This window comes from Mesorhizobium sp. WSM4806 (assembly GCF_055811635.1).
In genome coordinates this window covers 191,608-215,382 of sequence record NZ_JBVVQZ010000002.1, presented here as the reverse complement: position 1 = coordinate 215,382, position 23,775 = coordinate 191,608, and the positions used below count along the sequence as shown (strand labels likewise).

The following is a 23,775-nucleotide window of genomic DNA, read 5'->3' as shown; positions in this document are numbered from 1 at the left end:
TTGGCCGCGATCATGACGATGCACAGCTGTCCAGAAGCGCCTTCGCATCGATCAAGTCGCGCGTGTTGAAGCCTTCCGTGAACCAGGCGTAGCTCGGCGCGAGCAGGTCGTAGGCTTCTTGCCGATCGCCGCGGTCGGCCCACAGCCGAGCGAGCGAGATCGACGCGCGCAGCTCCAGTGATCGCGCCTGCTGTTCGCGAGCGATCTCGATGGCATGACGATATTGCGCCTCGCTCTGTTCGGAGTCACGGGGTTTTGCCAGGCGCAGGAGATTTCCAGTGAGTCGGTTAAATTCCGACTCCCAGAGGCGCGCGCCAGTTGCCTCCGCCTCAGATATTGCTGGCTGCAGCAGGCTCAGGCCGGCATCAACCTCGCCCGCCAGTTCGCAGACGCTCCCAAAAAGACAGAGAAAAAGGCCTTTTCCCTCGACGTCACTGAGGATTTCGTTTGGCAGCGCCGGTGGGGCGGCGGTGACGGACGCTGGAACCTGCTGTGCGCTCTCGAGGGCCTGGATCATGGTCAACTGCAGATTGATGTAGGGGACCCAGGCCGGAAATCCCTCGTGCGCCAATTGAAGCCTCGCTTCGGCTGCTTCCCGAGCCGCCGTGGCATCGCGGCGGAAGTAGTGCAGCACGGTGGCATAATAGAAAGCGTGGTGCAAACTGGGCGGATGAGGCAGTTGGCGGGCCCGGATAATGGATTCTCGCGCCCGGGCCAACGCCTGATCCGGAAAGCCAAGCATCCACAGACTGATGCCCTGCTTGGCAGCTGCGCACACGCCGGAGTCGTGGCCGCCATAGACGAAGGCGTGCAAGAAATGTTCTGGCCGATAGAGCAAGAGACCCTGGTCGGTGTGCTCGTACACCGACCGCCACTTACCGAGCGCGTATTGCGTCGTCCAATTAACGTGGTGGGCCTCCAGCAGCAGGGACGGGTCGCCCGATTGCCGGGCGATGCCGATCAGTTTATCAGCGAGGGCGCTGGCCGTGTGCATCTGCCCCTGGGATCGGTGGCCGGTGCACAGGCCGCGCAGCGCGGGGAAGGATTTTGACGTCTCGCTGCCCAGTTTGGCACATAGCTCGCAGGCTCGCGTATAGGCGGCAACGGCCCCGGCAGACCCATAGCCCTTGAGCGATGCCAAGGGTATGCCAAGCGCAAGCTGCAGATCGATTTCGCGATCGTCGCGGGCCCGGCTGTCGGGGAGTTGGGTGAGGAGGTCAAGGCCTTTTGAGAGGTGCGCAATGGCTTCGTTGTGGGCCGAGCGACGATTGGCGCGGAGGCCCGCCTTGTACCAGGACGACACCGCATCATCGAACAGTCCGCCCTCGGTAGCATGGTGGGCGAGAACCTCCGGTTCCGCCTCTGCTCGCTCGGGAAAGCGATCACGCAGGAGGGTGGCTATCCTGCAATGGAGTTGCTGGCGTCGGCTCTTCAGGAGCGACTCGTAGGCGGCATCCCGCACGAGTGCATGCTTGAAAGTGTAGATTGCGTCCGGGGGCTTGCCACGGCAAAAAGCCAGTTCGGCATGAACAAGTTCGGCCAGAGCGGTCCTGACCTTCGGCTCGTCCATCCGTGCCGTTGCTTCCAGCAATTCGTAACTGAACTCGCGGCCTATAGTAGCGCCGATTTGCGCTACCTCCTTAACCGGCGACAACCGATCAAGGCGAGCCAGGAGCGAGTCCTGCAGCGTCGAGGGGATGGCGAGCGGTGGAAGTGGACCGGCAAGCTCATAGCGCTCACCGGCTGCGCGCAGCAGACCCGATTCGAGCACCGCCTTTGTCAGTTCCTCGACGAATAGCGGCACGCCTTCGGTCTTGCGGAGAATATGCGCTTGCACTTCGCCGGGAAGCGGCCGGCCGCCAGTGAGATGGTCAATGAGTGTTGCGCTTTCGTTCCGCTGGAGATGACTGAGTGTGAGCAGCGTCACATACGGTCGGCCGGTCCAGCGTGGCGCGAACTCGGGCCGGAAGGTAACAACCAGCAGTACCGGCAACCGCTCGATCCGATCGACAATGCGATCGAACAGCTCAAGGCTGGTGGGATCGAACCAGTGAGCATCCTCGACCGTCATGAGCACCGGCTGCTTGGCCGGGAGGCCCTCAAGCTGGGCGAGCAGCGCCTGAAACGTCTTCGCCTTTTTCTGTTCCGGGGCGACTTTGGGCACCGGGTAGCGGTCGCCTGTCGGGATCGCCAAATACTCAGCGATCAACGGGATCGCCGATTTCGGGTCAGGCTCAGCCGCGGTAAGCAGTGCCTCCAGCTTGGCCAATTTCACCTCCGGCGCATCCTCGTGCCCGAAGGCCGCAGCCCGACGCAGCTGGTCCAGCACCGGGAACAGAGCGCTGTTTGTGCGATGGGGCGAGCCGTGATAGCGCAGCGACAGACATTCCTCGCCGAGCCGCTCGCGCAATGCGATCGCGATGCGGGACTTGCCGATGCCAGGCTCGCCGGACAGCAGTACGACCTGACCCCTGCCATCCTTGGCCCCCCGCCAGCGGTCGAGGAGCAAGGCTATCTCCTGATCGCGGCCGACGAGCGACGTGAGGCGCATCCCGTGCAGCGCCTCGAAGCGGCCCTCGGCTCGGCTCTCGCCCATGACCAGCCATGCCTGCACCGGCTGGGCGAACCCCTTCAGATCGTGGGTGCCAAGATCAACCAGCTCGAACAGCTCGCGAAGCAGCAGCCGGGTCGTTCCGGCCACGACCACATTGCCAACCTGGGCAAGTGCTTGCAGGCGTGCCGCCAGGTTCGGCGTCTCGCCGACCACCGCCTCCTCCTGCGCTGCACCTTCGCCGATCAAGTCGCCTACCACCACCAGACCCGTGGCGATGCCCACTCGCGCCCCCAGCGGCACTTTCGCGGGCGTCGCCAGCTCGGCGACAGATGCGACAATGGCAAGCCCGGCCCGCACTGCTCGCTCGGCCTCGTCCTCATGTGCACGCGGCCAGCCGAAATACGCCAGCACTCCATCGCCCATGTACTTCGCCACATGGCCATCCACACGCGTGATCTCGGCAGCCACCGCATTCTGGTATGCCCGGATCACCTCTCCCATTTCTTCCGGGTCGAGCTGACCCGACAACGCAGTCGATCCGGCCAAGTCAGCAAACATTACCGTCAACTGACGGCGTTCAGCTTCCGGGCGAGGCGGTGGACCACTTCCAGGAATCGGTTCAATTCGGGCCGCCGTGGCGGGATCCCCCATACCGCGCTTGCCAAGCTCCGCGATCGCCGCCAACACGAGCTTTCTCGGGCCCATCGGGAGGCCCAGCGCTTTGAGGTCCGCATCCGAGAGATGCGGGAGCACTTCGGGCGTGATCTCGTTCCTGGCGAAGGTTCTGCTATATTTGCCGAGCCCAAGGCTCGAGAGCCACCCGGCAATGTCCATGACACGCTCCGTGTAGTTCAAAGCAGATTAACACCCAGCAGGCCCAGGGCGAAGCCCGGATGCGCTGTCCGAGGCATCAATGCGGAGGGTGCGGCCGCAGACTTGATCACGGCCGTCGTAAACACAATCGAATGTCCGCTCTCGGGAAATCCGCTAGCGTCAGCGAACGGCCGACTTCGGGCGCTAAGCCGACATCTCTGATGGGTGTCGCAAACGTCCGCATTGGGTCATCTGCGTAGATTCGGCCGAGGCCGAACGAACGAGCTACCGCTAGGGGGGTCGGAACCGGTATTCCGTTTAGGGACCAAGCGTTAGATTTCACCACTGGCGAACGCTTCAACTGGCTCCAGCGCAGATTAGAAAGTGACGCGGCCGAGCACGCGCAGGCCGTCGCCTTGCGGCTCGACGATCACGGCTTCGCCTTCGCGCGGCGAGATGCCGGTGAGCGCCATTATGTTCTCCAGATGGGTGACCATGACCACATTGTCGGAGCCGGAATAGGCGCTGATCTCGTTCATGATCGCCTCGAGCTGGGCGGCTTTCTCGCTCGCGTCGGTCTTCAGCAGGTCAAGCGGGGCGAAGGGTTCGGGCTCTTCTCTGAAAGCGGTGCGAGCCGTGTCGAGGGCGCGGCAATAGCGGCTGGACAGCACGCGCTCGACCGGCGCCGCGCGGGCGTCGAAAAGCGCGCCGATCTTGCGTGCCTGCTGCTTGCCGCGCACCGAGAGATTGACCTGGGTGGCGCATTTCTCGATGTCGAAATTCGCCGGATCGGTAGTGCCGGTGACCATGGCATGGCGAAGCAGCACGACATGTCCGCCGTCGCGCAACAGCGCCCAGCCGGCTTCGGTCGCGTGGGCCGCGGCGGGAATGACGAGCAGCAATAGAGCCAGCACAGATCGAAGCATCAGGCGTCCTTTTCCGGTCACCGGAGGTGGCTTCCGGTGACCGCATATAGGGACGGCAAAGCCGGCTGAAAAACAAGGCATCACCTATCCCGGCTGTTTGCCAGAACGGACCGCTTCGCAAGGCGGGGCGGTTGCGCTCAAATCCCGGCTCGCCTATCAGGGGAAAAATGTCCCCACTCATCGAAACCGTCCTTTTTGTCTTCGGCCTTGTCGCGCTCGGCTATCTGGCCGGGCTCACCGGCTATCTGAAGGCCGAGGCGGGTGGGGCCATCGCCGAATTCGCCGTCGGGGTGGCGATGCCGCTGCTTCTGTTCCGCACCATGGTCAACGCCGATTTCCATGGCACCGCACCCTGGTTGTTCTGGGGCGCCTATTTTACGGCTGCCGCAGTGACGTGGGCCGCAGGCCACCTGGTCATTACCCGGGTGTTCGGGCGCGACGCGCGTGCCGGGGTCGTCGGCGGCGTGTCGTCGGCTTTTTCCAACCTCGTCCTGCTCGGCATCCCGTTCTTCCTCGGCACATTCGGGCCAAGTGGATTCGAAGTGCTGTCGCTGCTGATTTCCGTGCATCTGCCGACGATGATCATGGCATCGATCATCCTGTTTGAGATCTTTGGCCGCGGCGACGAGCATGTGCATCCGCTGCGCATCATCCGGCGCTTCTTTCGAAAGTTGCTCTCCAATCCGCTGATCATCGGCATCCTGGCCGGATGGGTGTGGCGTATCACCGGCCTGCCATTGCCGGCGCTGGCCGTCCGGCTGGTCGACGCGCTGGCCAACATCGCCGGACCCGTCGCGCTGTTTGCCATGGGGCTGAGCCTGTGCCGTTTCGGCATCTCCGGCAATGTGCGGCCGGCGCTGGCGCTGTCGGCGCTGAAGCTGATGCTGATGCCGGCCGTCGCGCTCGGCCTGGTCTGGCTGCTTGGCCTGCCGCCGCTGTCGGCGAAAGTCGCGGTCGTGGCGGCAGCGCTGCCATCCGGGGTGAATTCCTACCTGATTGCGACGCAGTTCAACACCGGCCAGGCGCTGGCATCGAACCAGATGACCATCGCCACCGCCTGCGCGGTCGTCACCACGGCGTTTTGGCTGACGGTGGTGGTCCAGGTGTTTGGATAGGTATGATCGATATTGATGCCTGCGAAGGGCGGTTTCCTGGTGCTTCCGGTACTCATATACCCAACGTTACGCTCCGTTCCGGTTCTCGGGAGCCACCGGTTCCTCACACATCCTCAAGCAACAACGGGAGCGCAAATCGGCCTCGCCTTGTGCTGGCCCAAACCCTATATGCCATCTTGCGATTGATTGCGGGGCTTGCCCTAGGTAAAGAGCAGTGGCTCCAGGCGTGCCGGCATCGATGCCAGTGCGCACGCCCGTCAAGGAAATCCAGATAGCGGCCCGTCAGTGCGCCGAACGGAGGCTAGACCATGCTTCAGAAAACCAGCCATTTCATGCGCCAGGCCAATCTCATCAACGGCGAGTGGGTGCAGGCCGACAGCGGCCAGACGGTCGACGTCAACAATCCGGCCACCCGCCTCAAGATCGGCACCGTGCCGAAGTCGGGCAAGGTCGAGACGCGCCGCGCCATCGAAGCTGCCGACGCCGCCTTCCAGACATGGCGCAAGACCACCGCGCTCGAGCGCTCGAAGCTGTTGCGCAAGCTGCATGACGCCATGATGGACAACCAGGATGTGCTGGCCGAGCTGCTGACCATCGAGCAGGGCAAGTCGCTGTTCGAATCGAAGGGCGAGATCGGTTCGGCAGCCTCGTACATATTGTGGTTCGCCGAAGAAGGCCGCCGCACCTATGGCGATGTCGTGCCGTCGCCCTGGGCGGACCGCCGCATCCTGGTGACCAAGGAGCCGGTCGGGGTCATCGCCGCCATCACGCCGTGGAATTTCCCGTCCTCGATGCTGGCCCGCAAGCTCGGTCCAGCACTTGCCGCCGGCTGCACGGCGGTGGTCAAACCGGCGTCGCAGACGCCTTATTCCGGCCTCGCCTGGGGCGCGCTCGCCGAGGAGGTCGGCTTCCCCAAAGGCGTCATCAACATCCTGACCGGCGCTGCCGGCGAGATCGGCGACGAGATCTGCGCCAACCCTCTGGTCAAGAAGATCACCTTCACCGGCTCGACCGAGGTCGGCAAGATCCTGATCCAGAAGTCGTCCGTCACCGTCAAGAAGGTGTCGATGGAACTTGGTGGCAACGCGCCATTCCTGGTCTTCGACGACGCCGATATCGAGCGCGCCGTCGCCGGCGCGATCACCGCCAAATACCGCAATTCCGGCCAGACCTGCGTCTGCACCAATCGCTTCCTGGTCCAGGCTGGTGTCTACGACAAGTTCGTCGAAAAGCTCGCCGCCGCCAGCGACGGGCTGAAGGTCGGTTCCGGCCTCGATGACGGCGTGCAGCAGGGGCCGCTGATCGACGAGAAGGCAGTCGAGAAGGTCGAGGAACTGATCGCCGACGCCACCGCCAAGGGCGGCAAGGTCGTCGCTGGCGGCAAGCGCCATGCGCTCGGCGGTTCGTTCTTCCAGCCGACGGTGATCGCCGACGCGACGCCGAAGATGCGCTTCATGAAGGAAGAGATCTTTGGCCCGGTAGCACCCGTGTTCAAGTTCGAAACCGAAGAGGAGGCGATCGCACTCGCCAACGACACCGAGTTCGGCCTCGCCTGCTATTTCTACACCGGCGATCTCGGCCGCGCCTTCCGGGTCATGGAAGGGCTGAAATACGGCATGGTCGGCGTCAATGAAGGGCTGATCACCACGCCCGAGGCGCCGTTCGGCGGCGTCAAGGAATCGGGCCTCGGCAAGGAAGGCGGACATCAGGGCATCGAGGATTATCTCGACACCAAATATGTCTGCATCGGCGGCCTCGGCCTCTGATCGGGCAGGGCCTGTCGAACGTCAACAGACCAAGCCGGCCCACGCGGCGAGCCGGGATCGATCAACCAACTGGCGTTTCGGGCATGGCGATGAAGGACGGCGAGGTTTTCGGCACGACGCAGGCGGGCGAGGCCATCCGCCGCTTCAGCATCCGCGGCGGCGGCCTCACCGCCAACATCGTTGGGCTTGGCGCCATCATCCAGGATCTGCGCCTGGCCGGCCACGATGCGCCGCTTGTGCTCGGCTATAGCAGTTTCAAGCCCTATGAAACGGATACGGCCTTCTTCGGCGCCGTCGCCGGACGCTATGCCAACCGTATCCGCGATGGCCGCTTCACCATCGCCGGCCAGCGCTACCAGACCGAGCGCAACTTCCTCGACAAGCACACGCTGCATGGCGGCTCGCAAGGTTTTTCGCACCGGCCATGGGAGGTTTCGCTGCATGGCAGGGATTTTGTCACCCTGACGCTGCATGATCCCGACGGCACGATGGGCTTTCCCGGCGCGCTCGACGTGACCTGCACCTACAGGCTGAAGATCCCCGGCACGCTCAGCGTCGAGCTGACCGCCACCTGCGAGGAGCCGACGCTGTGCAACCTTACCCAGCATTCCTATTTCAACCTGGATGACGGCGGCGGCGGCGATGTCCTCGATCACCGGCTGATGCTGAACGCCGGCGCCTATCTTCCGGTCGATGGCGACCTGATCCCGACCGGCGTCGTGAAGCCGGTCGACGGCACGCCGTTCGACTTCCGTCAGGCGCGGCCGCTGCGCATGGAGAGCGAGGGCAAGCAGCTCCCCTACGACCAGAATTTCTGCCTTGCCTCGACGCGCGGGTCGCTCAAGCTGGCATCATGGGCGCAAGGCGCGAATTCCGGCGTCGAGATGGAGCTGTGGACCACGGAACCGGGCGTCCAGCTCTATACCGGCCAGTATCTGGCGCCAGCTTCGCCGGGGCTCGGGGGAGTTCATTACAAGGCTTATTCGGGCTTCTGCCTGGAGCCGCAGGTCTGGCCGGATGCGCCGAACCGGCCGTATTTCCCGCAGGCCACGCTATGGCCGGGCCAGATCTACCATCATGTGACGGAATACCGGTTCAGGCTGCCTGGCGCCTGACGCCCGGAGGTACCGGCCTTTGCTGCGCTGGCCTTCGGTCCGGAAAGGATCATGCGCAAAGTTCAAAGAGCGTCCTTTGCGCTTCCATTGGACGCGCGACGCTCTCGGATCGGAACCCAATCCACGCTCGCGGAAAAGGACTGTCGGCGCTGACGGGATTGGCGTAAGCTACTGCCTTTGGGGTGCATCCATGCACCGTATCACCACCGTAGCTATTGTCGCGCTCGCGGCCGCGGCGCTTAGCTGTCCTGCGCGGGCGGAGGTGCTGATCGGGGTCGCAGGCCCGATGACCGGAAAGCTCGAATGGACTGGCACGCAATTGAAGCGCGGCGCAGAGGTGGCTGTGGCCGACATCAATACGGCGGGCGGCGTCCTCGGCGAGCCGGTGCGGCTCATCACGGTCGACGACTTCTGCGATCCCAAGCAAGCGGTGGCTGCTGCCCAAAAGCTGGTGGCTGACGGTGTAGTGTTCGTCGTCGGGCACTACTGCTCTGGAGCCTCGATTCCGGCATCGGAGGTGTACGAGGCGGCGGGAATTCTGCAGATTTCGCCGTCCTCGACCAATCCGATGTTGACCGAGCAAGGCCGCGCCAACGTTTTCCGCGTCTGCAGTCGCGACGATGCGCAGGGCTTCGAGGCCGGCAACTACTTGGCCGATCATTGGAGCGACAAGAAGATCGCGATCCTTCACGACAATACGACCTATGGGAAGGGTCTCGCCGATGAGACAAGAAAGCAGTTGAACAAGCGGGGCGTGACCGAATCAATCTATGAAGGCTACACTCCCGGGAAAGACGACTACTCGGCCGAGATCAGCACGTTACAGGGGGCGGATATCGCCGTGCTGTACATGGGCGGGTATCATACCGAGGCTGCGCTTATGGTCCGTGCGGCGCGCGACCGGGGCTACTCGGTTCAGCTGATCTCGGGTGACGATACAGCGACCGAGGCATTTGGGCTGATTGCCGGCCCTGCCGCCGAGGGCACGCTCTTCACCTTTGTCCCCGACCCGCGTCGAAACGCCGAAGCGGCCACAGTCGTCGAACGATTCCGAGCCGAGAACTTCGAACCCGATTCCTGGACGCTGCACAGTTACGGCGCCGCCCAGACCTGGGCGCAGGCGGTCGAGAAGTCAGGCTCACTAGAACTCCAAGCCGTGATTGCATCACTGCGCGGCAATCAATTTGACACTGTGTTGGGCCGTATGGACTTTGATAATAAGGGCGACCTCACTGTTCAGAGTTGGGTATGGTATGTCTGGAAGGGTGGCGAATACGTGCCGTTGGAGTAATGAACCACCGATCCGGCGAATCGCCTTGAGCCAATCTGTGCAGACCCTCTCGGCCGCGCCAGCTGAATCAATGCGTCGCCGCGATGCTTAAGCGTCTCGGCATACGCGGCCGTCTGTTGCTCGCTTTTTTCGGTATCAGCACCTTCGCGGTGCTCGCGACAACAGCCGCTCTTTATGCCTTCCTCGAGGTGGGGGAGGTCGTCAACCACATCACCAAGGAGCGTGTGCCGTCGGCGCTCGCGTCCCTCCAGCTGTCGCGCCAGGCTGAGCGGGTCGCCGCCACTGCGCCCGCCGCACTTGCTTCGACCAGCAAGGCTCAGCATAACGAGGTCTCGACTGCGATCGCGGCAGAGATGACGCGCCTCGAGGAACTGCTTGCCGCTCTCAAAGGCGCCAAGCCTAGCACGGCGGTAGTGGCTGAGATCGAGGCTGCGGTGCTTGGTCTGCGGCGCAATCTCAACGCCCTCGACGACCTTGTCGCCGCCCGCCTCACCGTGGTGGCGCGCAAAGAGGAACTGTTACGTCGCCTGTCGGCTACGACAAATGCAAGCCAGCGCCTTGTGGCGCCCGGCATGCTCGTGATGAATTCCAAACTCCAGCAATGGCGGGCGGTCACGGCCGACACGCCGCTCGCGTCCGATCGAGGCGCGGAGGCGACGGCCGACCTGGTCCAGTCGATAGCGGCCTACATCCCGCAGCAGAAGGCGCAGCAGGAGATCTCGGCGGTCAATGACGCGCTGGTCAACACGGCGGACGCGCCGACGCCAGGCGATCTGGCGTTGATCCTGTTTCCGCTGCGCCGGTCACTCGCCGTTCTGGACACGATTTCCAACGAGATCGACGATAGGCTGCGAACCCGTTTCCAGCAGCGGGTCAACGAGTTCAAAGCACTGATCGACGGCGGAAACAGCATCCCGAAGGCGCGGCAGGACGAGTTCGCCGTCCTGGCGCAGGGCGAAGAGCTTCTGGCCGAAAACAATCAGCTGTCGCGCAGTCTTACCGCTGCCGTCGATCGCCTGGTCGCTGCGGCAGACCGCGAGATCACCGCATCTGGTCTCGAAGCCGCGGTCGTCCAGCGCTACGGGACCGGAGTTGTCCTTGGCTCCGCCTTTCTCAGCCTCTTGAGTTCCGTTCTGGTTGTTTGGCTCTATGTCGACCGCAGCCTCCTCGCCCGCCTGGGAGGGGTGAGCCAAAGCATGCTCGCAATCGCCGGCGGCAATCTTCGTGCGCCATTACCTGCCGCGGGCCACGACGAAATCGGCCGCATGGCCGAGGCGCTCAGGCTCTTCCGGGACACTGCAGTCGAGGTCGAGGAAAAGAACCTGCGCGAGGTCGCCGAAGCGCGCCAGCGGCTCATTGATGCCATTGAGAGCATCTCCGAGGGATTCGCTCTCTACGACGGCGAGGACCGGCTCATCCTTAGCAATAGCCGCTACCGCGAACTGCTCTACAGCGACCTTGCGATCGAACTGACGCCCGGTACGACATTCGAGCACATCATCCGCCGATCCGCTGAGCGCGGCTACATCAGGGATGCCGAGGGACGATTCGAGGAATGGGTCGCCGAGCGGCTCGCCCGGCACCGCAACCCTGGCGAACCGTGGGAGCAGCGGCGAGGCGACGGAAGATGGATCATGATAAGCGAGCGGCGGATCACCGGCGGCGGCACAGTCGCGGTCTACTCGGACATCACCGAGCTGAAGCTACGGGAGGAGAACCTCGCCGAGAAATCCGCGGCTCTCGAGGCGCTTTCCAGCAAGCTGGCGAAATACCTGGCGCCCCAGGTGTACAACTCGATATTCACCGGCCGTCAGGAGGTCAGGATCGCCAGCCAGCGGAAGAAGCTGACAATATGCTTCTCGGATATCGCCGGCTTTACCGAGACCACCGACAAGATGGAGTCGGAGGACCTCACCCAGATCCTCAATCACTATCTGACGGAAATGTCGAAAATTGCTTCGGATCATGGCGCGACGATCGACAAGTATGTCGGCGACGCGATTCTGATGTTTTTCGGCGATCCGGAAACTCGCGGCGTCAAGGAGGACGCGCTCGCCGGCGTGCAGATGGCTCTCGCCATGCAGAAGCGGATGAGCGAACTTGCCGAAGTCTGGCGCGACATTGGAATTGAAACACCACTGCGCTGCCGCATCGGCATCCACACCGACTACTGCACTGTCGGCAACTTCGGCAGCGAGGACCGGATGGACTACACGATAATCGGCGGCGCCGTGAATCTCGCCTCACGTCTTGAGCAGGAGGCGCAGCCAGGGACCGTGCTCATTTCTTATGAGACGTTTGCGCAAGTGAAGGACACGATTGACTGCGACGAACTGGGGCGCATCCACGTCAAAGGGATCGCCTATCCGGTCGCCACGTATCGCGTCATCGATTTGAAGGCCAATCTTGTCGCTGCCCGTCGCGCCGTTCGAACCGAACTGCCGCATCTCAGACTGGAAGCTGAGCCCGAGCTGATGTCTGCTGACGAGCGTGACCAAGCCGCAACTGCGCTTCGAGACGTGCTCGATCGACTTTGTCACAAGCCCGGGTAGTAGGGATCGTCGGCATCGGCTCTGTGGACAAGTCCCCATTCTGAAACACGCAGGACGGCAAAGCCGTCGATCTCTACACGCTCATCAACGACAGAGGCGCGTCCATCAAGTTCATCGCCTATGGCGGTATAATCACGGCGATCAATGTGCCCGACCGCTGGGGCAAGCTCGACAACGTCGTGCTCGGCTTCAAGGAACTCGCCGACTACGAATCCTTGCCCCCCTATTTCGGCGCCTTGATCGGGCGCTACGCCAATCGCAGACCGGTGCGCGGAATGAACTGCGACGAGTTTGGAGACAATGTAGCGGTTTTGATGGCCGGAGGTCCGCTCATGGCAGCGCGATACAGACGTTCCTGTTTCTGATATCCATTGAGGCTGTGAAAAGTGCCCGTGCAATGACGTGGTTGGTGTGTGTTGATACTTCCTGCGCTTGATCAGCTCTGTTAGGCGTCGGAAGGATTTTATCGGAGCGCAACGGCATGCCGACGGCCTTCTTTATCACTCATCCGGAAGTTTCCGTTGATCCCGCCACGCCAGTTCCAGCTTGGCGGCTTTCGGACCGCGGCGTCACCCGGATGAGGGCTTTCGCGGGCTGTGCGGTGCTGTCCGGCCTGACGTCCATCTGGTCGAGCTCCGAGGCCAAGGCTATTGAAGCGGCTGGCCTGCTGGCGGCGGGATTTGGTTTGCCCGTCCAAGTGGATGAGCACCTTGGCGAGAACGACCGCTCCGCGACCGGTTTCCTTCCACCCGTCGATTTCCAACGAGTTGCTGACGCCTTCTTCGCCAATCCACATGAGAGCGTTTGCGGATGGGAGCGCGCGCTCGATGCCCAGGATCGCGTCGCGCGGGCCGTGTTTCGCATTCTTGCGACCCATCACGACGGCGACATTGCTTTCGTCTCGCATGGCGGCGTTGGCACGCTGCTGCTTTGCAAGCTGCTGAATGCGCCGGTTTCGCGCAGTCGGGATCAACCGTTCCAAGGTCATTTCTTCGCTTTCTGTTTGCCAGGTTGCAAGATCATCCACGAATGGCAGCCTATCGCTGAGCGTTAACCTCAACTTTTCCCTGCAGAATTGGGCCTTGAGTACAAAGAGCCGGGGAACGAATGGAAGCAGAAACAATGACGGATTTGACTGCGTGAATGGTGACGATAACGATCGGATGCTGTTTGCGACTGCGCTGGCGCGGCGCGGCGGCGAACTCGGCCTGCAATATTTCCGACAACTGGAGACACTCACAATCGAGAGCAAGGGTCATCAGGACCTGGTCTCCGAGGCCGACCGGAATGTCGAGACGTTCATCCGCCGGGAGCTTGCGGCGCAATATCCTGAAGACGGTGTTATCGGAGAGGAACACGCCGCACTCGCCGGCGGATCGGGTTACACATGGGTGATAGATCCAATCGACGGCACTGCCAACTTTCTGCGCGGCATCCCGGCCTGGACCGTCGTCATCGCCTGCGTCAAGGAGGGTGTGGCGGTCGTGGGCGTTATCCATGAACCCTCTACCGGCGAGACATTTTATGGACGCCGCGGCGGTGGCGCTTTCCTCAACGGCCGGCCCATCAAGACAAGCCCGACGACGAGCCTGACGCAAGGCTCGGTCGGAACCGGCTTCTCCAATCGTCGTGAAGCGCGCACCGTCGCCAAGCTGATCGATCTCCTGCTTCAGGAGGGCGGCGTGTTTTTCCGCAATGCATCCGGTGCGCTTATGCTTGCCTACGTCGCCTCGGGCAGGCTGCTCGCCTATGTCGAGGAGCATATGAATGCTTGGGACTGCCTCGCCGGCATGCTTCTGGTCGAAGAGGCCGGCGGGTCGGTCGTCACGCCCGACCCGAAAACGGTTCTCGAGGAAGGAACACTGGTCATCGCGGGCGGCAAGGGCGTGTTCGACAAGGTCCACGCGCTCTGCAAAGAGGCGTTCAGTCTGTGATCAGCACGGGTCCGCGTTCGGGAAAGCCGATGCTCACCGGCTGCCCCGCTCGAAACGCGGTATCGACATCCGGCGAGACCACGAAGACTTCGCCGAATTGCGTGGCAATTACGAACTCGAGGTGGCTGCCGACATAGGTCACTTTTTCAAGCGTCCCGGGCAAGGCGCCAGGCGCATTCGGCTCGCCAATCTCGAGGCGGCTCGGTCGCGCCGCCAGCATGGCCGGCCCCAGTTTGCGGCCGCGAGCCGGCAGCTTCAGGACGGCAGGTCCCAGATGCACGGTGGCGCTGTCGCCCTCGACCGACACGACCTCGCATTGGAACATGTTGGCTTCGCCGATGAAGTCGGCCACGAAAGCATTCGCGGGCTGCTCGTAGAGGTCGCGTGGCGTGCCGTCTTGGGCAATCACCGCATTGTTCATGACAATGATGCGATCGGAGACGGCGAGCGCTTCCTCCTGGTCGTGGGTGACATAGACGACCGTCAGGCCGAGTTTCTGCTGAATCTCGCGGATTTCCTCGCGCACGCGCCGGCGGAGCTTCGCATCCAGGTTCGACAAAGGCTCATCGAAGAGCAGCACCTGCGGCTCCAGGACCAGCGCCCGCGCCACCGCGACACGCTGTTGCTGTCCGCCCGAAAGCTGGCTCGGCAGGCGGTCGCCGAAATTGGAGAGGCCGACCAGTTCAAGCCCGGCTCTGGCCCTCTCGGCCGTCTCCTTCCTGCCGAATCCGGAAAAGCCCAGGCCGTATTCGACGTTCTGGGTCACGGTCATGTGCGGGAAAAGCGCGTAGGATTGAAACACCATGGAGACATCACGATCAGTGGCCGGCAGCCGGGTGACGTCGGCGCCCCCGATCAGGATCTGGCCGCTCGTTACCATTTCCAGTCCGGCTATCATGCGCAAGGTGGTCGTCTTGCCGCAGCCCGACGGTCCAAGCAGGGTGACCAGCTTCCCGGCCTCGATGAACAGCGAGATGTCGTTGACGGCGGGCGCCTTGCTCTTGCCGTAGATCTTGGTGACATTCCTGAATTCGACTGAGGCGGCATTGCCGCGAATTTCGGCCATCATCCGCCTCCCGAGATCGCCGGCTGTGGACGCGCCACGACCGCCTGGCTGACATTGGTGCGCGACTGCGCCAGATCGCCGTCGAGACCGCGCCGGCCGATCATGCGGCTGCCAACGGCAAGCTGCATCAGACCGATCACCGCCAGCATGACGCCGATAAGGACGGCGGAATAAGCGATGGCGACGCCATATTCGTTATTCTCGACGCGGCCGACGATATAGCTGGTCGACATGTCATACTGGGCGCTGACCAAGAAGATGATGGCGCTGATGGCGGTCATGGCGCGAACGAAGGAATAGACCAGCGCGGCAAGGATGGCCGGCCGCAGCAGCGGCAGCACCACTTTGCGGAAGGTCTGCCAGGAGTTGGCTCCCAGAGTGAGGGACGACTCGTCGAGGCTGCGGTCGATCTGCGACATCGACGCGACACCGGCGCGGACCCCAACCGGCATGTTGCGGAAGATGAAGGAGAGCACCAGGATAATGCCCGTGCCGGTGAGCTCGATCGGCGGCACATTGAACGCAATCACGTAGGAGACGCCGATCACGGTGCCGGGAATGGCGAAGGACAGCATCGTCGCGAATTCGAAGGTGTCCTTGCCGGCAAAATTCTGGCGGACCAGCAAATAGGCGGTCAAGAGTCCGATGGCCGCGGTCAGCGGCGCGGAGATCATCGCTATTTCCATGGTCGTCCAGAAAGAACTCCAGGCCGAGCCGCGCCAGTGGATGCCGAACTCCTTCCAGCCGATGGAGAACGCCGTCACGTAGTGTTCAAAAGTCAGAGAGAAATCCACCCCCCACAGCTTGACGAAGCTGCCGTAGAAGATCGTCACGTAAATCAGCAAGGTAAACAGCGTCCAGACGGCGGCGACCGCGAAGACGACGTTGCGCAATTTTGCCGGCAGATGCGAGTGAACGCCGGCGTCGCCTTTGCCGGAGACGGTCGTGTAAGACTTCTTCCCAAGCCAGAATCGCTGGGCGTAGAATGCCCCGAGCGTGAAGAACAGGAGCACGAGGGCGAGGATCGCCGCCTGCGCCTGGTCGTATTGCGCGCCGACGATGGCGAAGAAGATCTCGGTGGACAGCACATCGAAATTGCCGCCGAGCACCAGCGGATTGCCGAAATCAGCCATGCTCTCGATAAAGCCGAGCAGAAAGGCATTGGCCAGACCCGGTCGCATCAACGGCAGGGAGACGGTGATGAATGTCTGCCAGCGATTGGCGCGCAGGGTCTGCGCGGCCTCCTCCATGGATGGGCTGACACCCTCGACCACACCGATCATCACCAGAAAAGCGATCGGCGTGAAAGCGAGCACCTGGGCGATCAGCAGGCCAGGCAGGCCGTAGACCCATCGCGTCGGTTGGACGCCGATCAGCTCGGCGAAACCCAGATTGATGGCGCCCGAGAGGCCGAACAGAAGGATGATGGCGAGGCCGATGACGAAGGGTGGTGTGATGATCGGCAGCACGGTCAGCGCGCGCAACAGCGCGCCGTAACGAAAGCCGGTACGGGTCACCACCAGGGCAAAGACAAGGCCGAGCGCGGTGGTCGTTACGCCGACGAGCACGGCGAGAAGGAGCGAATTCCAGGCGACGCCGCAGCGCGGGCCACCGGTGAGGCAGCCGAGGCTCCAGAGCCGGTCGCTGGAGAGTTTCGCGAGAAAGACGGGAAGCGAATAGTCGCCCTCCTGTGTGAGCAGCGCGCTCCCCAGCATTTGACCGATCGGCATGAAGATAAAGATGGCGACCATGCAGACGACGAAGCCGATCGAGCCGACGACGAATTCGTCGCCGGCCACCGCGCCGCGCGCCGCAAGCCCCAGGGTGAACAGGAACAGGAACGCGCCGCTTACCAGCAGTGCTCCCCAGCCCATGCCAAACTGGCGGTCGTCAAGCTCGCCAAAGAGCAAGGTCAGCCATTGCCACTGGAAGCCGCGCAGACCAATGCCGAATCCTTGAAGCAGGAAGTAGGCGACGCCGGTCGCGCCGACGGCGATCAGCAAATAGCCAAAGAAAGGATCGGACTTCCGGCGCCCCCATAGCAGGAGCGGCGCGACAAGCAGCGGCCCGAGGGGGGCGAGCCAGAGTTTCTCGCCTTGCAGCACAAGGAAAAGCGCCGGCGCGACGTCATCGTCAAGCGGATAGCCGTCCAACAGCCAGGACAAGGTGAAGAGGTTGCTTTCCAGCCCATACCAAGGCAGCAGCGCATAGCCGACCAAGCCGACCGCCGTCCACAGGACGACGGTCGGGTGAAGCGCGCTCGTGGCAGTGCGGACGCGCATGATCACTGCGGCAGGGTCGAGACCTCCGTATCCCACTTCTGCAGCAGGCGCTTGCGCTCGGCGCTCGATCCATACTTCTTGAAATCGTAGTCGATGAGCTTGATGGTCGACAGGTCGGGCGACAATTCGGACGCGGTGGCGTTTTTGTTCGACGGCAACTGGAACGACTTCACGTCCTTGGCCTTCGACTGCATCTCGGCGGTCAGCGCCCAGTCGTAGAACTGCTTCGCCGCTTCCGGGTTGCGGGCGCCCTTGATCAGCGACATCGAGCCGATCTCATAGCCGGTGCCTTCGCAAGGCGCCACCGTGACGATCGGGAAGCCGGCTGCCGTCTGCGCCACCGCATCATGCATGAAAACGATGCCGATGGTCGTTTCGCCGAGACCCGCGGCTTTAATCGGAGCGGAGCCGGACTTGGTGTACTGGTTGATGTTGGCGTGGAGCGCCTTCAGGTACTCAAAACCCTTGTCCTCGCCCATCAGCTGAACCATCGTCGCGAGCATTGTATAGGCGGTGCCCGATGAGTTCGGGTTGGCCATCTGAATGTGGCCCTTGTATTCCGGCTTGGTCAGATCGGCCCAGCATTTCGGCTCCGGTAGGTTGCCCTTGGCCAACAGATCCTTGTTGTAGCCGAAGCCGAGCGCACCGGAGTAGACGCCGATCGTCTTGTTGTTGGCGGCTTCCGCCTGCTTGATCGCCCAGACGTGCAGTTCGCCGCGCATCGGGGACATATATTCCTCGGTCAGTCCTTCCTCTGCGGCCTGGAGATGAGGATCGCCGGTGCCGCCCCACCAAACGTCGCCCTTTGGGTTTCCGGCCTCGGCGCGCACCTGGGCGTATGTCTCGCCTGAACTCTTGCGGGTCATATCGACAGTGATGCCGGTCTTTTCCTCGAAGCTAGTCTTGATTTGCTGGCACCAGGCCTCGTCGGCGGAGCAATAGAGGGTGAGGCTGTCGGCGTAAGCCGAACTGGCAGCAGAGACGAGCATTACTGCCGTTGCCGCCAGGCGGACACAGGTCTTTTTCATGTGCGAATTTCCTCCCATTGTTTCGCCGTCTAACAAGTATCAAGCATTGCTGCGGCGGCGACCAGATTGGGAGCTTTTGCGCCGATTTGCAAATCGAGTCGGCGGCGGCTGGAACAGGGCTGTCCATATATTCTCCCGCAACGGACCGTCCAATCCAGAGTGGTTCGAGCTTTTTCACGGGGTGGTAGCGTTCGGTTCTGGTCTGCTGCATTCTTCGGCTGAGATAACGGCATGATGGATCCCAGGGCTGCGCCGCGTCGCCTCGCTCCTTGCGCCGCCCGGGATGACGAAGTGGAGGGGTGTTTCGGCTAGTCCGCAAGGTTTGCGATGCCACCGACCGGAATTGTCGACGTCCGCTGCCGATCAATCTCGTTCGATCCGAAATGATCCTGACGCGAACTGACAGCGTTGGCTGATCGCTCAGCTAGTGAGCAAGTTGCTTGTAGAAAAAGAGCCAAAGCCTCGCTCGCTTGTTTTGCGCTTGAAGACGGGCGTCTGTCGATTTGAGTTGTGTTTGACACGGGGGCAACATGGCAATAGCGTGTTGGTATCAAAGGTATGCCAAGTGATTGGTGTTCAGATCAAGCAGCGGAAGCTTTCGGACGAGGTTGCAGAACACCTCGAGCGGATGATCCGCAAGGGAGAACTGGCCGAAGCCGAGCGGCTGCCGTCGGAACGGGAACTCATGCGGCAATTCGGGGTCGGGCGCCCCTCAATCCGTGAGGCGCTGCTGCATCTGAGCAAGATGGGCCTTGTCGAGGTGAGGTCCGGTGAGCGTGCCCGCGTCACCCGCCCCACACCCCAATTCGTACTCGACGCCCTCTCAGGCCCGGCGCGACACATGATTTCGGCCCCGGGCGGGGTTCAGGACTTCCAGAGCGCACGTTTGTTTTTCGAGGTCGGGCTTGCCCGCAACGCCGCTGTGAATGCCACGCCAGAGGACATTGAAAGCCTCAAGGCGGCGCTAGAGATGAACCGGCAGTCGATCGGCGACCTCACGCGCTTCGAACGCACTGACGTGGACTTCCATTACGTGCTGGCGGTGATCACCCGCAATCGGATCTTCACAGCTGTCCATGCGGCGTTGGCCGAATGGCTGCTCGAACAGCGGCGGACGACTTTGGCCGAAGGTGAAGACCGCAAGGCCTACGAGGCCCACCGAAAGATTTTCGAGGCGATCGCCGCGCGCGATCCGGACGGGTCCGAAGCGGCGATGCGCAGGCATCTGGAATATGTGTCGAGGCGCTATCTGGAAATCGCGAGGCCCATGTGATGACCAGCTTCGTCGTCTGGGTCGATTTCCGCCTCAAGCCGGGCGCCCGAGACAGCTTCCGAAAGCTCGTTGACGCCAATGCGACCGCGTCGGTACGCAACGAGGTCGGCTGCCGCCGCTTTGACGTGACGGAGGCGCGCGGCGAACCGGACCGGCTCGTGCTCTACGAGATTTATGACAGCGAGGCCGCTTTCGACGAACACTGCCGGACGGCGCATTTCGATGAATTCAACACGCAAAGCGCGCCGCTCGTTGACACCAAATTGGTGACGATCTGCGACCTCGTTCTCGAGGCAACGCCTTGAACAAAGCATAATTGGATTGCGCCCTTCGGGGCGAAGGGGAGGGAAGCGCATGTTAGAGTCTAGTCTCAAGGGGTTGGCTGCGCACCGACGGGTTAAGCTCGGCACGCTCGTCGCCGAATTCGCGACGCCGGGAATCGGGCACATTCTGAAATCCGCCGGCTGCGATTTCGTCTTCTTCGATATGGAGCATTCGGGCTTCAGCCTGGAAACGGTGAAGAGCGCGATCCGCTATTTCGAGGCAGCCGACCTGCCCGTCGTGGTGCGTGTGCCGTCGCAGGACTATCATTTCCTCGCCCGCGCCATGGACATGGGGGCTGAAGGGCTGATCGCGCCGATGGTGAGTACGGTCGAACAGGCGCAGCACATCATCAACTCGATGAAGTATCATCCTGCTGGCGCTCGCGGCGTAGCGCTACAGATCGCGCATGACCGCTACCGTCCGGGCTCGGTCACAGATAAATTCGAAACGGCCAACCAGCGCTCGGTGTTCATCTGCCTGATCGAGACCGCCGACGGCGTCAAGAACATCGACGGCATCGCGGGACTGGACGGGGTCGACTGTCTGTGGGTCGGACATTTCGATCTGTCGGTCTCACTCGGCGTTCCCGGCGACTTCGCCCATCCCACCTTCACCGCGGCGATGGACAAGATCGTTGCCGCCGCCAAGACGCACAACAAATCGCTTGGACGCCTGGTACCCAGCGTCCAGCAGGGTCACGATTTCTACGCGCAAGGCTTCGATTTCATCTGTTATTCGGGTGACGTCTGGGTCCTGCACGATGCGATGGCCGACGCGGTCTCAAAGATCCGGGCCGGGTGCGAGTGAGGCGGAGGAGACGATGGCCAACGCAATGTTCAGGGTGGCGCTCTCCGGTGATTTTCGCAAGCCGGACGGCGCGCCGACCTATCCCGACTTCGACCTGGAGCCGCTGCGCAATGCGCCCGGCATCGAGATGGCGTTCCTGGAATCGAACAATCCGCTGCGCGGCGATCAGCTTGAGGACTTCGATGCACTGATCCTGCTCACCCATCGCTTCGATGCGACCAGTGTCCCGAAGAGCGGCCGACTGGCCGTCGTTGCCCGTTTCGGAGTCGGCTACGATACCGTCGACGTCGAGGCCTGCACCGCCGCCGGCATCGCCCTTGTCATCACGCCCGACGGGGTGCGGCGGCCGGTCGCCGTATCCGTCATCACCTTCATGTTGGCACTGACCGGCAAACTGCTCACCAAGGACGCGCTGACCCGCAAGGGGCCTGCCGGGTTCAATCAGCGTTCGGATCATATGGGCGTTGGTCTCGTCGGGCGTACGTTGGGGGCGCTCGGCATCGGCAATATAGGCGCCGAGGTCTTTCGCTTGGCCAAGCCCTTCGATATGAATTTCATCGCCCATGACCCATTCGCCGACAGCAAAGTCGCTGCCGAACTGGGCATCGAACTGGTCGAGCTGGAGGATCTGTTCCGCCGCGCCGATGTGCTGTCGGTGAACTGCCCGCTAACGCCTCAGACCCACCACATCGTCAATGCCGAGCGGCTCGCGCTGATGAAGCGGACGGCTTACCTGATCAACACCGCGCGCGGTCCGATCGTCGACCAGGTGGCGCTGACGAAAGTGCTGCAGGAGCGCCGCATCGCCGGCGCGGGGCTCGATGTGCTGGAGCAGGAGCCGCCGGATGCCGACGACCCGATCCTCAAGCTCGACAACGTTATCCTGACGCCGCACGCGCTCTGCTGGACCGACCAGTGTTTTGCCGGAAACGGTGCTGCGGACGTCAAAGCGGTCATCGAGGTGCAGCACGGCCGCGAGCCGCGCGGCGTGGTCAATCGCGAGGTGCTTTCAAGCGAGGCATGGAAGAATCGGCTGGCCGGTTTCGCCGCCCGCTTCGGGACATAGGAGTACGAGCATTCGGCGCGCCGCCGCGCCTTCGCGGCGGCTTCACGAGAGGAATGCTCGACCGCCGCGCCCGCGGACGAGTGAAGGCAAACGAAAATGGGAGGACCAAGTTCTATGAACGATCATGAAAAACGTGACTTTCAGGCAGGCCTCGAAGCAGAGGTCGACGCCTTTATGCGCGGCGAAACCACCCGCCGAACTTTCATAACCCGCTTCGGCCAGATGACCGGCATGCTGGCGGCGTCCGGACCGATCCTCGCCATGATGACGGATTGGGCGCTGGCGCAGCAGAAGCTCGAACTGGCAGACGCCGCTTCACCGCTCGGCCAGGCGCAGGCGGCGGCCATGAAGGCGTCGATGGAAGGCCCGGCGGATGGTTCCGCCTTCCGCGCCGTCGAGGCGGCCAAGGCGCATTCGGGCGTCACGCTGAACATGACCTACGAGGCAGGCCTGCAGGCTCTCGACCCGCGCAATTTCAGTGGACCGATGTGGGAGCAGCTTACGGGCATGAAGTCGAACGTGGTCGAACTGTCGAACCCGGACCAGTACTCCAAGGCCGTTGCCGAGCACATTGCCGGCTCAGGCGCCTATGACGTCCTCGACATCTCGCCAGCCTGGACGCCGTCGCTGGCCGATGGCGGCGTCATCGCACCTCTCGACGATTACATCGCCAAATACATGAACCCGGCCGACCTCGAGGACTATCATCCGCTCTACAAGGCGCTGCCGACCTACAAGGGCAAGATCTGGGGCTTCTTCGACGACGGCGACATGTTCGCTCTCTACTACCGCAAGGACATCTTCGAGGATCCGAAGATGGTGGAGGCCTACCAGGCCAAGTTCAACGCCAAGCTGGCGCCGCCGAAGACCTGGGAGGAATATGCCCAGATCGCCCAGTTCATCACCGACCAGATGGCGCCGAACGTTTATGGCGCTGGCCATTTCCGCAAGGCGGGCAGTCCCGGCAACCAGTTCGACTTTCTGCAGCAGTACCGCGCCAACGGTGGAAAACTGTTCGGCGACGACATGAAGGCCGGCTTGGTTTCGGATGCCGGCGTGAAGACGCTGCAGAACATGATTGCAGCCAATGCGGCGTCGATTCCCGGCAACAATGAACTCGACGCCGTCTCGCTGTGGGCGGCGTTCCTGACCGGCAAGGTAGCGATGATCTACTCCTGGCCGCCGTCTGGCCGCATGGCCGCGAACTATTCGCAGTCGGCCACCGCAATCAACTTCATCCCGCAATCGCAGATCGCCGGCAAGGTCGGCTACGCGGTCGTGCCCGGCAATCCTGAACATGCGACCGGCTACAACAAGGCGCTGTCGGCGGATTCGGCGAACCCCGAAGCGGCCTACCTTTTCATGCAATGGGCCTGCTCGCCACCCGTCTCGCTTGCGCGCTGCATGCTGCCCTACGCCCTGCGCGATCCCTACCGCATCTCCCACTTCAAATCCGAGCTTTACGGCGCGCTGTTCCCGAGCGCCAAGGAGTATCTGAGCAATCTTAACAACTCGGCCAATGTCGGCCTCCTCGACCCGATCATGCCAGGCGCGCAGGACTATTTCCTGAGCATCGACCGCATGTGCACAGCTGTGTGGGCCGGTGCGGATCCGAAGGCGTCGCTAGAAACAGCGGCGGCCGAGTGGAATGAGACGACCGACCGGCTCGGCGTGGATTCGCAGAAGGCATTCTACACCGAGTTCCTGAAACTGCCGGGCGCTACTGCCGACAACACGGTGGAGAAGCTCGGCATGGCGGTCACCCTCTGAGTTCGGCCTGCCTCAGGGACGCCGGCCGGCATTCTTGACCAAAATCGGTGTTGCGGGCGCTTGGTCCGCAACACCTCGTCGCAACCGCCAGGC

At 62.5% G+C, this 23,775-nt stretch carries 17 protein-coding genes and 1 pseudogene; 13 read left to right on the top strand and 5 right to left on the bottom strand.

Annotation, left to right across the window (positions count from 1 at the left end; all coding sequences use genetic code 11):
• Positions 1-10 precede the first annotated feature (10 nt).
• Both AC0L2M_RS03700 and AC0L2M_RS03695 read right to left on the bottom strand, forming a co-directional pair.
• Entirely contained in the window at positions 11-3,388 is a 3,378-nt protein-coding gene (locus tag AC0L2M_RS03700; protein ID WP_473534063.1) for an adenylate/guanylate cyclase domain-containing protein, read from the bottom strand.
• Positions 3,389-3,744: 356 nt separating this feature from the next.
• Positions 3,745-4,293 carry a histidine phosphatase family protein gene (locus tag AC0L2M_RS03695; RefSeq protein ID WP_023802971.1) on the bottom strand — a complete coding sequence of 183 codons (549 nt, stop codon included), beginning with the start codon at positions 4,291-4,293 and terminating at the stop codon, positions 3,745-3,747.
• A gap of 167 nt (positions 4,294-4,460) precedes the next feature.
• Here AC0L2M_RS03695 and AC0L2M_RS03690 point away from each other — a divergent pair, with 167 nt between their 5' ends.
• From AC0L2M_RS03690 to AC0L2M_RS03655, 8 genes and pseudogenes are all read left to right on the top strand, one after another.
• Positions 4,461-5,408, top strand: a complete 948-nt coding sequence (locus AC0L2M_RS03690; RefSeq protein WP_473534062.1) for an AEC family transporter — start codon at positions 4,461-4,463, stop codon at positions 5,406-5,408.
• Positions 5,409-5,716: 308 nt separating this feature from the next.
• Positions 5,717-7,174 carry an NAD-dependent succinate-semialdehyde dehydrogenase gene (locus AC0L2M_RS03685; protein WP_128182872.1) on the top strand — a complete coding sequence of 486 codons (1,458 nt, stop codon included), beginning with the start codon at positions 5,717-5,719 and terminating at the stop codon, positions 7,172-7,174.
• A gap of 83 nt (positions 7,175-7,257) precedes the next feature.
• Positions 7,258-8,289, top strand: coding sequence for an aldose epimerase family protein (locus AC0L2M_RS03680; protein ID WP_473534061.1), 1,032 nt, complete (start codon positions 7,258-7,260; stop codon positions 8,287-8,289).
• A gap of 190 nt (positions 8,290-8,479) precedes the next feature.
• Complete coding sequence (locus AC0L2M_RS03675; protein ID WP_287175315.1) at positions 8,480-9,580, top strand: branched-chain amino acid ABC transporter substrate-binding protein; 1,101 nt, start codon at positions 8,480-8,482, stop codon at positions 9,578-9,580.
• Positions 9,581-9,663: 83 nt separating this feature from the next.
• Positions 9,664-12,132, top strand: coding sequence for an adenylate/guanylate cyclase domain-containing protein (locus AC0L2M_RS03670; RefSeq protein WP_473534060.1), 2,469 nt, complete (start codon positions 9,664-9,666; stop codon positions 12,130-12,132).
• A gap of 80 nt (positions 12,133-12,212) precedes the next feature.
• Positions 12,213-12,497: pseudogene (locus tag AC0L2M_RS03665) on the top strand (aldose epimerase family protein); the annotation flags it as partial.
• A gap of 116 nt (positions 12,498-12,613) precedes the next feature.
• Positions 12,614-13,186, top strand: a complete 573-nt coding sequence (locus tag AC0L2M_RS03660; RefSeq protein ID WP_473534059.1) for a histidine phosphatase family protein — start codon at positions 12,614-12,616, stop codon at positions 13,184-13,186.
• A gap of 109 nt (positions 13,187-13,295) precedes the next feature.
• Positions 13,296-14,066, top strand: a complete 771-nt coding sequence (locus AC0L2M_RS03655; RefSeq protein WP_023803562.1) for an inositol monophosphatase family protein — start codon at positions 13,296-13,298, stop codon at positions 14,064-14,066.
• Here the strand turns inward: AC0L2M_RS03655 and AC0L2M_RS03650 are convergent.
• From AC0L2M_RS03650 to AC0L2M_RS03640, 3 genes are read right to left on the bottom strand one after another with little or no spacing between them, the layout of a single operon-like run.
• On the bottom strand, positions 14,056-15,132 hold the full coding sequence (locus AC0L2M_RS03650) for an ABC transporter ATP-binding protein (protein ID WP_023803563.1): 1,077 nt from the start codon (positions 15,130-15,132) through the stop codon (positions 14,056-14,058). The two genes, AC0L2M_RS03655 and AC0L2M_RS03650, sit on opposite strands and share 11 nt — an antisense overlap.
• A complete protein-coding gene (locus AC0L2M_RS03645; protein WP_473534058.1) occupies positions 15,132-17,414 on the bottom strand; it encodes an ABC transporter permease in 2,283 nt (760 codons plus the stop codon). The genes AC0L2M_RS03650 and AC0L2M_RS03645 overlap by 1 nt, the downstream gene beginning before the upstream one ends.
• A 2-nt stretch (positions 17,415-17,416) precedes the next feature.
• Positions 17,417-18,442, bottom strand: a complete 1,026-nt coding sequence (locus AC0L2M_RS03640; RefSeq protein WP_473534057.1) for an ABC transporter substrate-binding protein — start codon at positions 18,440-18,442, stop codon at positions 17,417-17,419.
• A 481-nt stretch (positions 18,443-18,923) separates the two neighbouring features.
• On the opposite strand from AC0L2M_RS03640, the gene nanR reads away from it, so the two are divergent.
• The 5 genes from nanR to AC0L2M_RS03615 all read left to right on the top strand — a co-directional run bounded on the left by nanR (position 18,924) and on the right by AC0L2M_RS03615 (position 23,682).
• Positions 18,924-19,715, top strand: coding sequence for a transcriptional regulator NanR (nanR, locus tag AC0L2M_RS03635; protein WP_288142090.1), 792 nt, complete (start codon positions 18,924-18,926; stop codon positions 19,713-19,715).
• Entirely contained in the window at positions 19,715-20,020 is a 306-nt protein-coding gene (locus AC0L2M_RS03630) for a putative quinol monooxygenase (protein ID WP_128246864.1), read from the top strand. The genes nanR and AC0L2M_RS03630 overlap by 1 nt, the downstream gene beginning before the upstream one ends.
• A 49-nt stretch (positions 20,021-20,069) precedes the next feature.
• Entirely contained in the window at positions 20,070-20,846 is a 777-nt protein-coding gene (locus AC0L2M_RS03625; RefSeq protein WP_473534056.1) for an HpcH/HpaI aldolase family protein, read from the top strand.
• A 13-nt stretch (positions 20,847-20,859) separates the two neighbouring features.
• A complete protein-coding gene (locus tag AC0L2M_RS03620) occupies positions 20,860-21,912 on the top strand; it encodes an NAD(P)-dependent oxidoreductase (protein WP_287213098.1) in 1,053 nt (350 codons plus the stop codon).
• A 114-nt stretch (positions 21,913-22,026) separates the two neighbouring features.
• A complete protein-coding gene (locus AC0L2M_RS03615) occupies positions 22,027-23,682 on the top strand; it encodes an extracellular solute-binding protein (RefSeq protein ID WP_287059078.1) in 1,656 nt (551 codons plus the stop codon).
• Positions 23,683-23,775 lie beyond the last annotated feature (93 nt).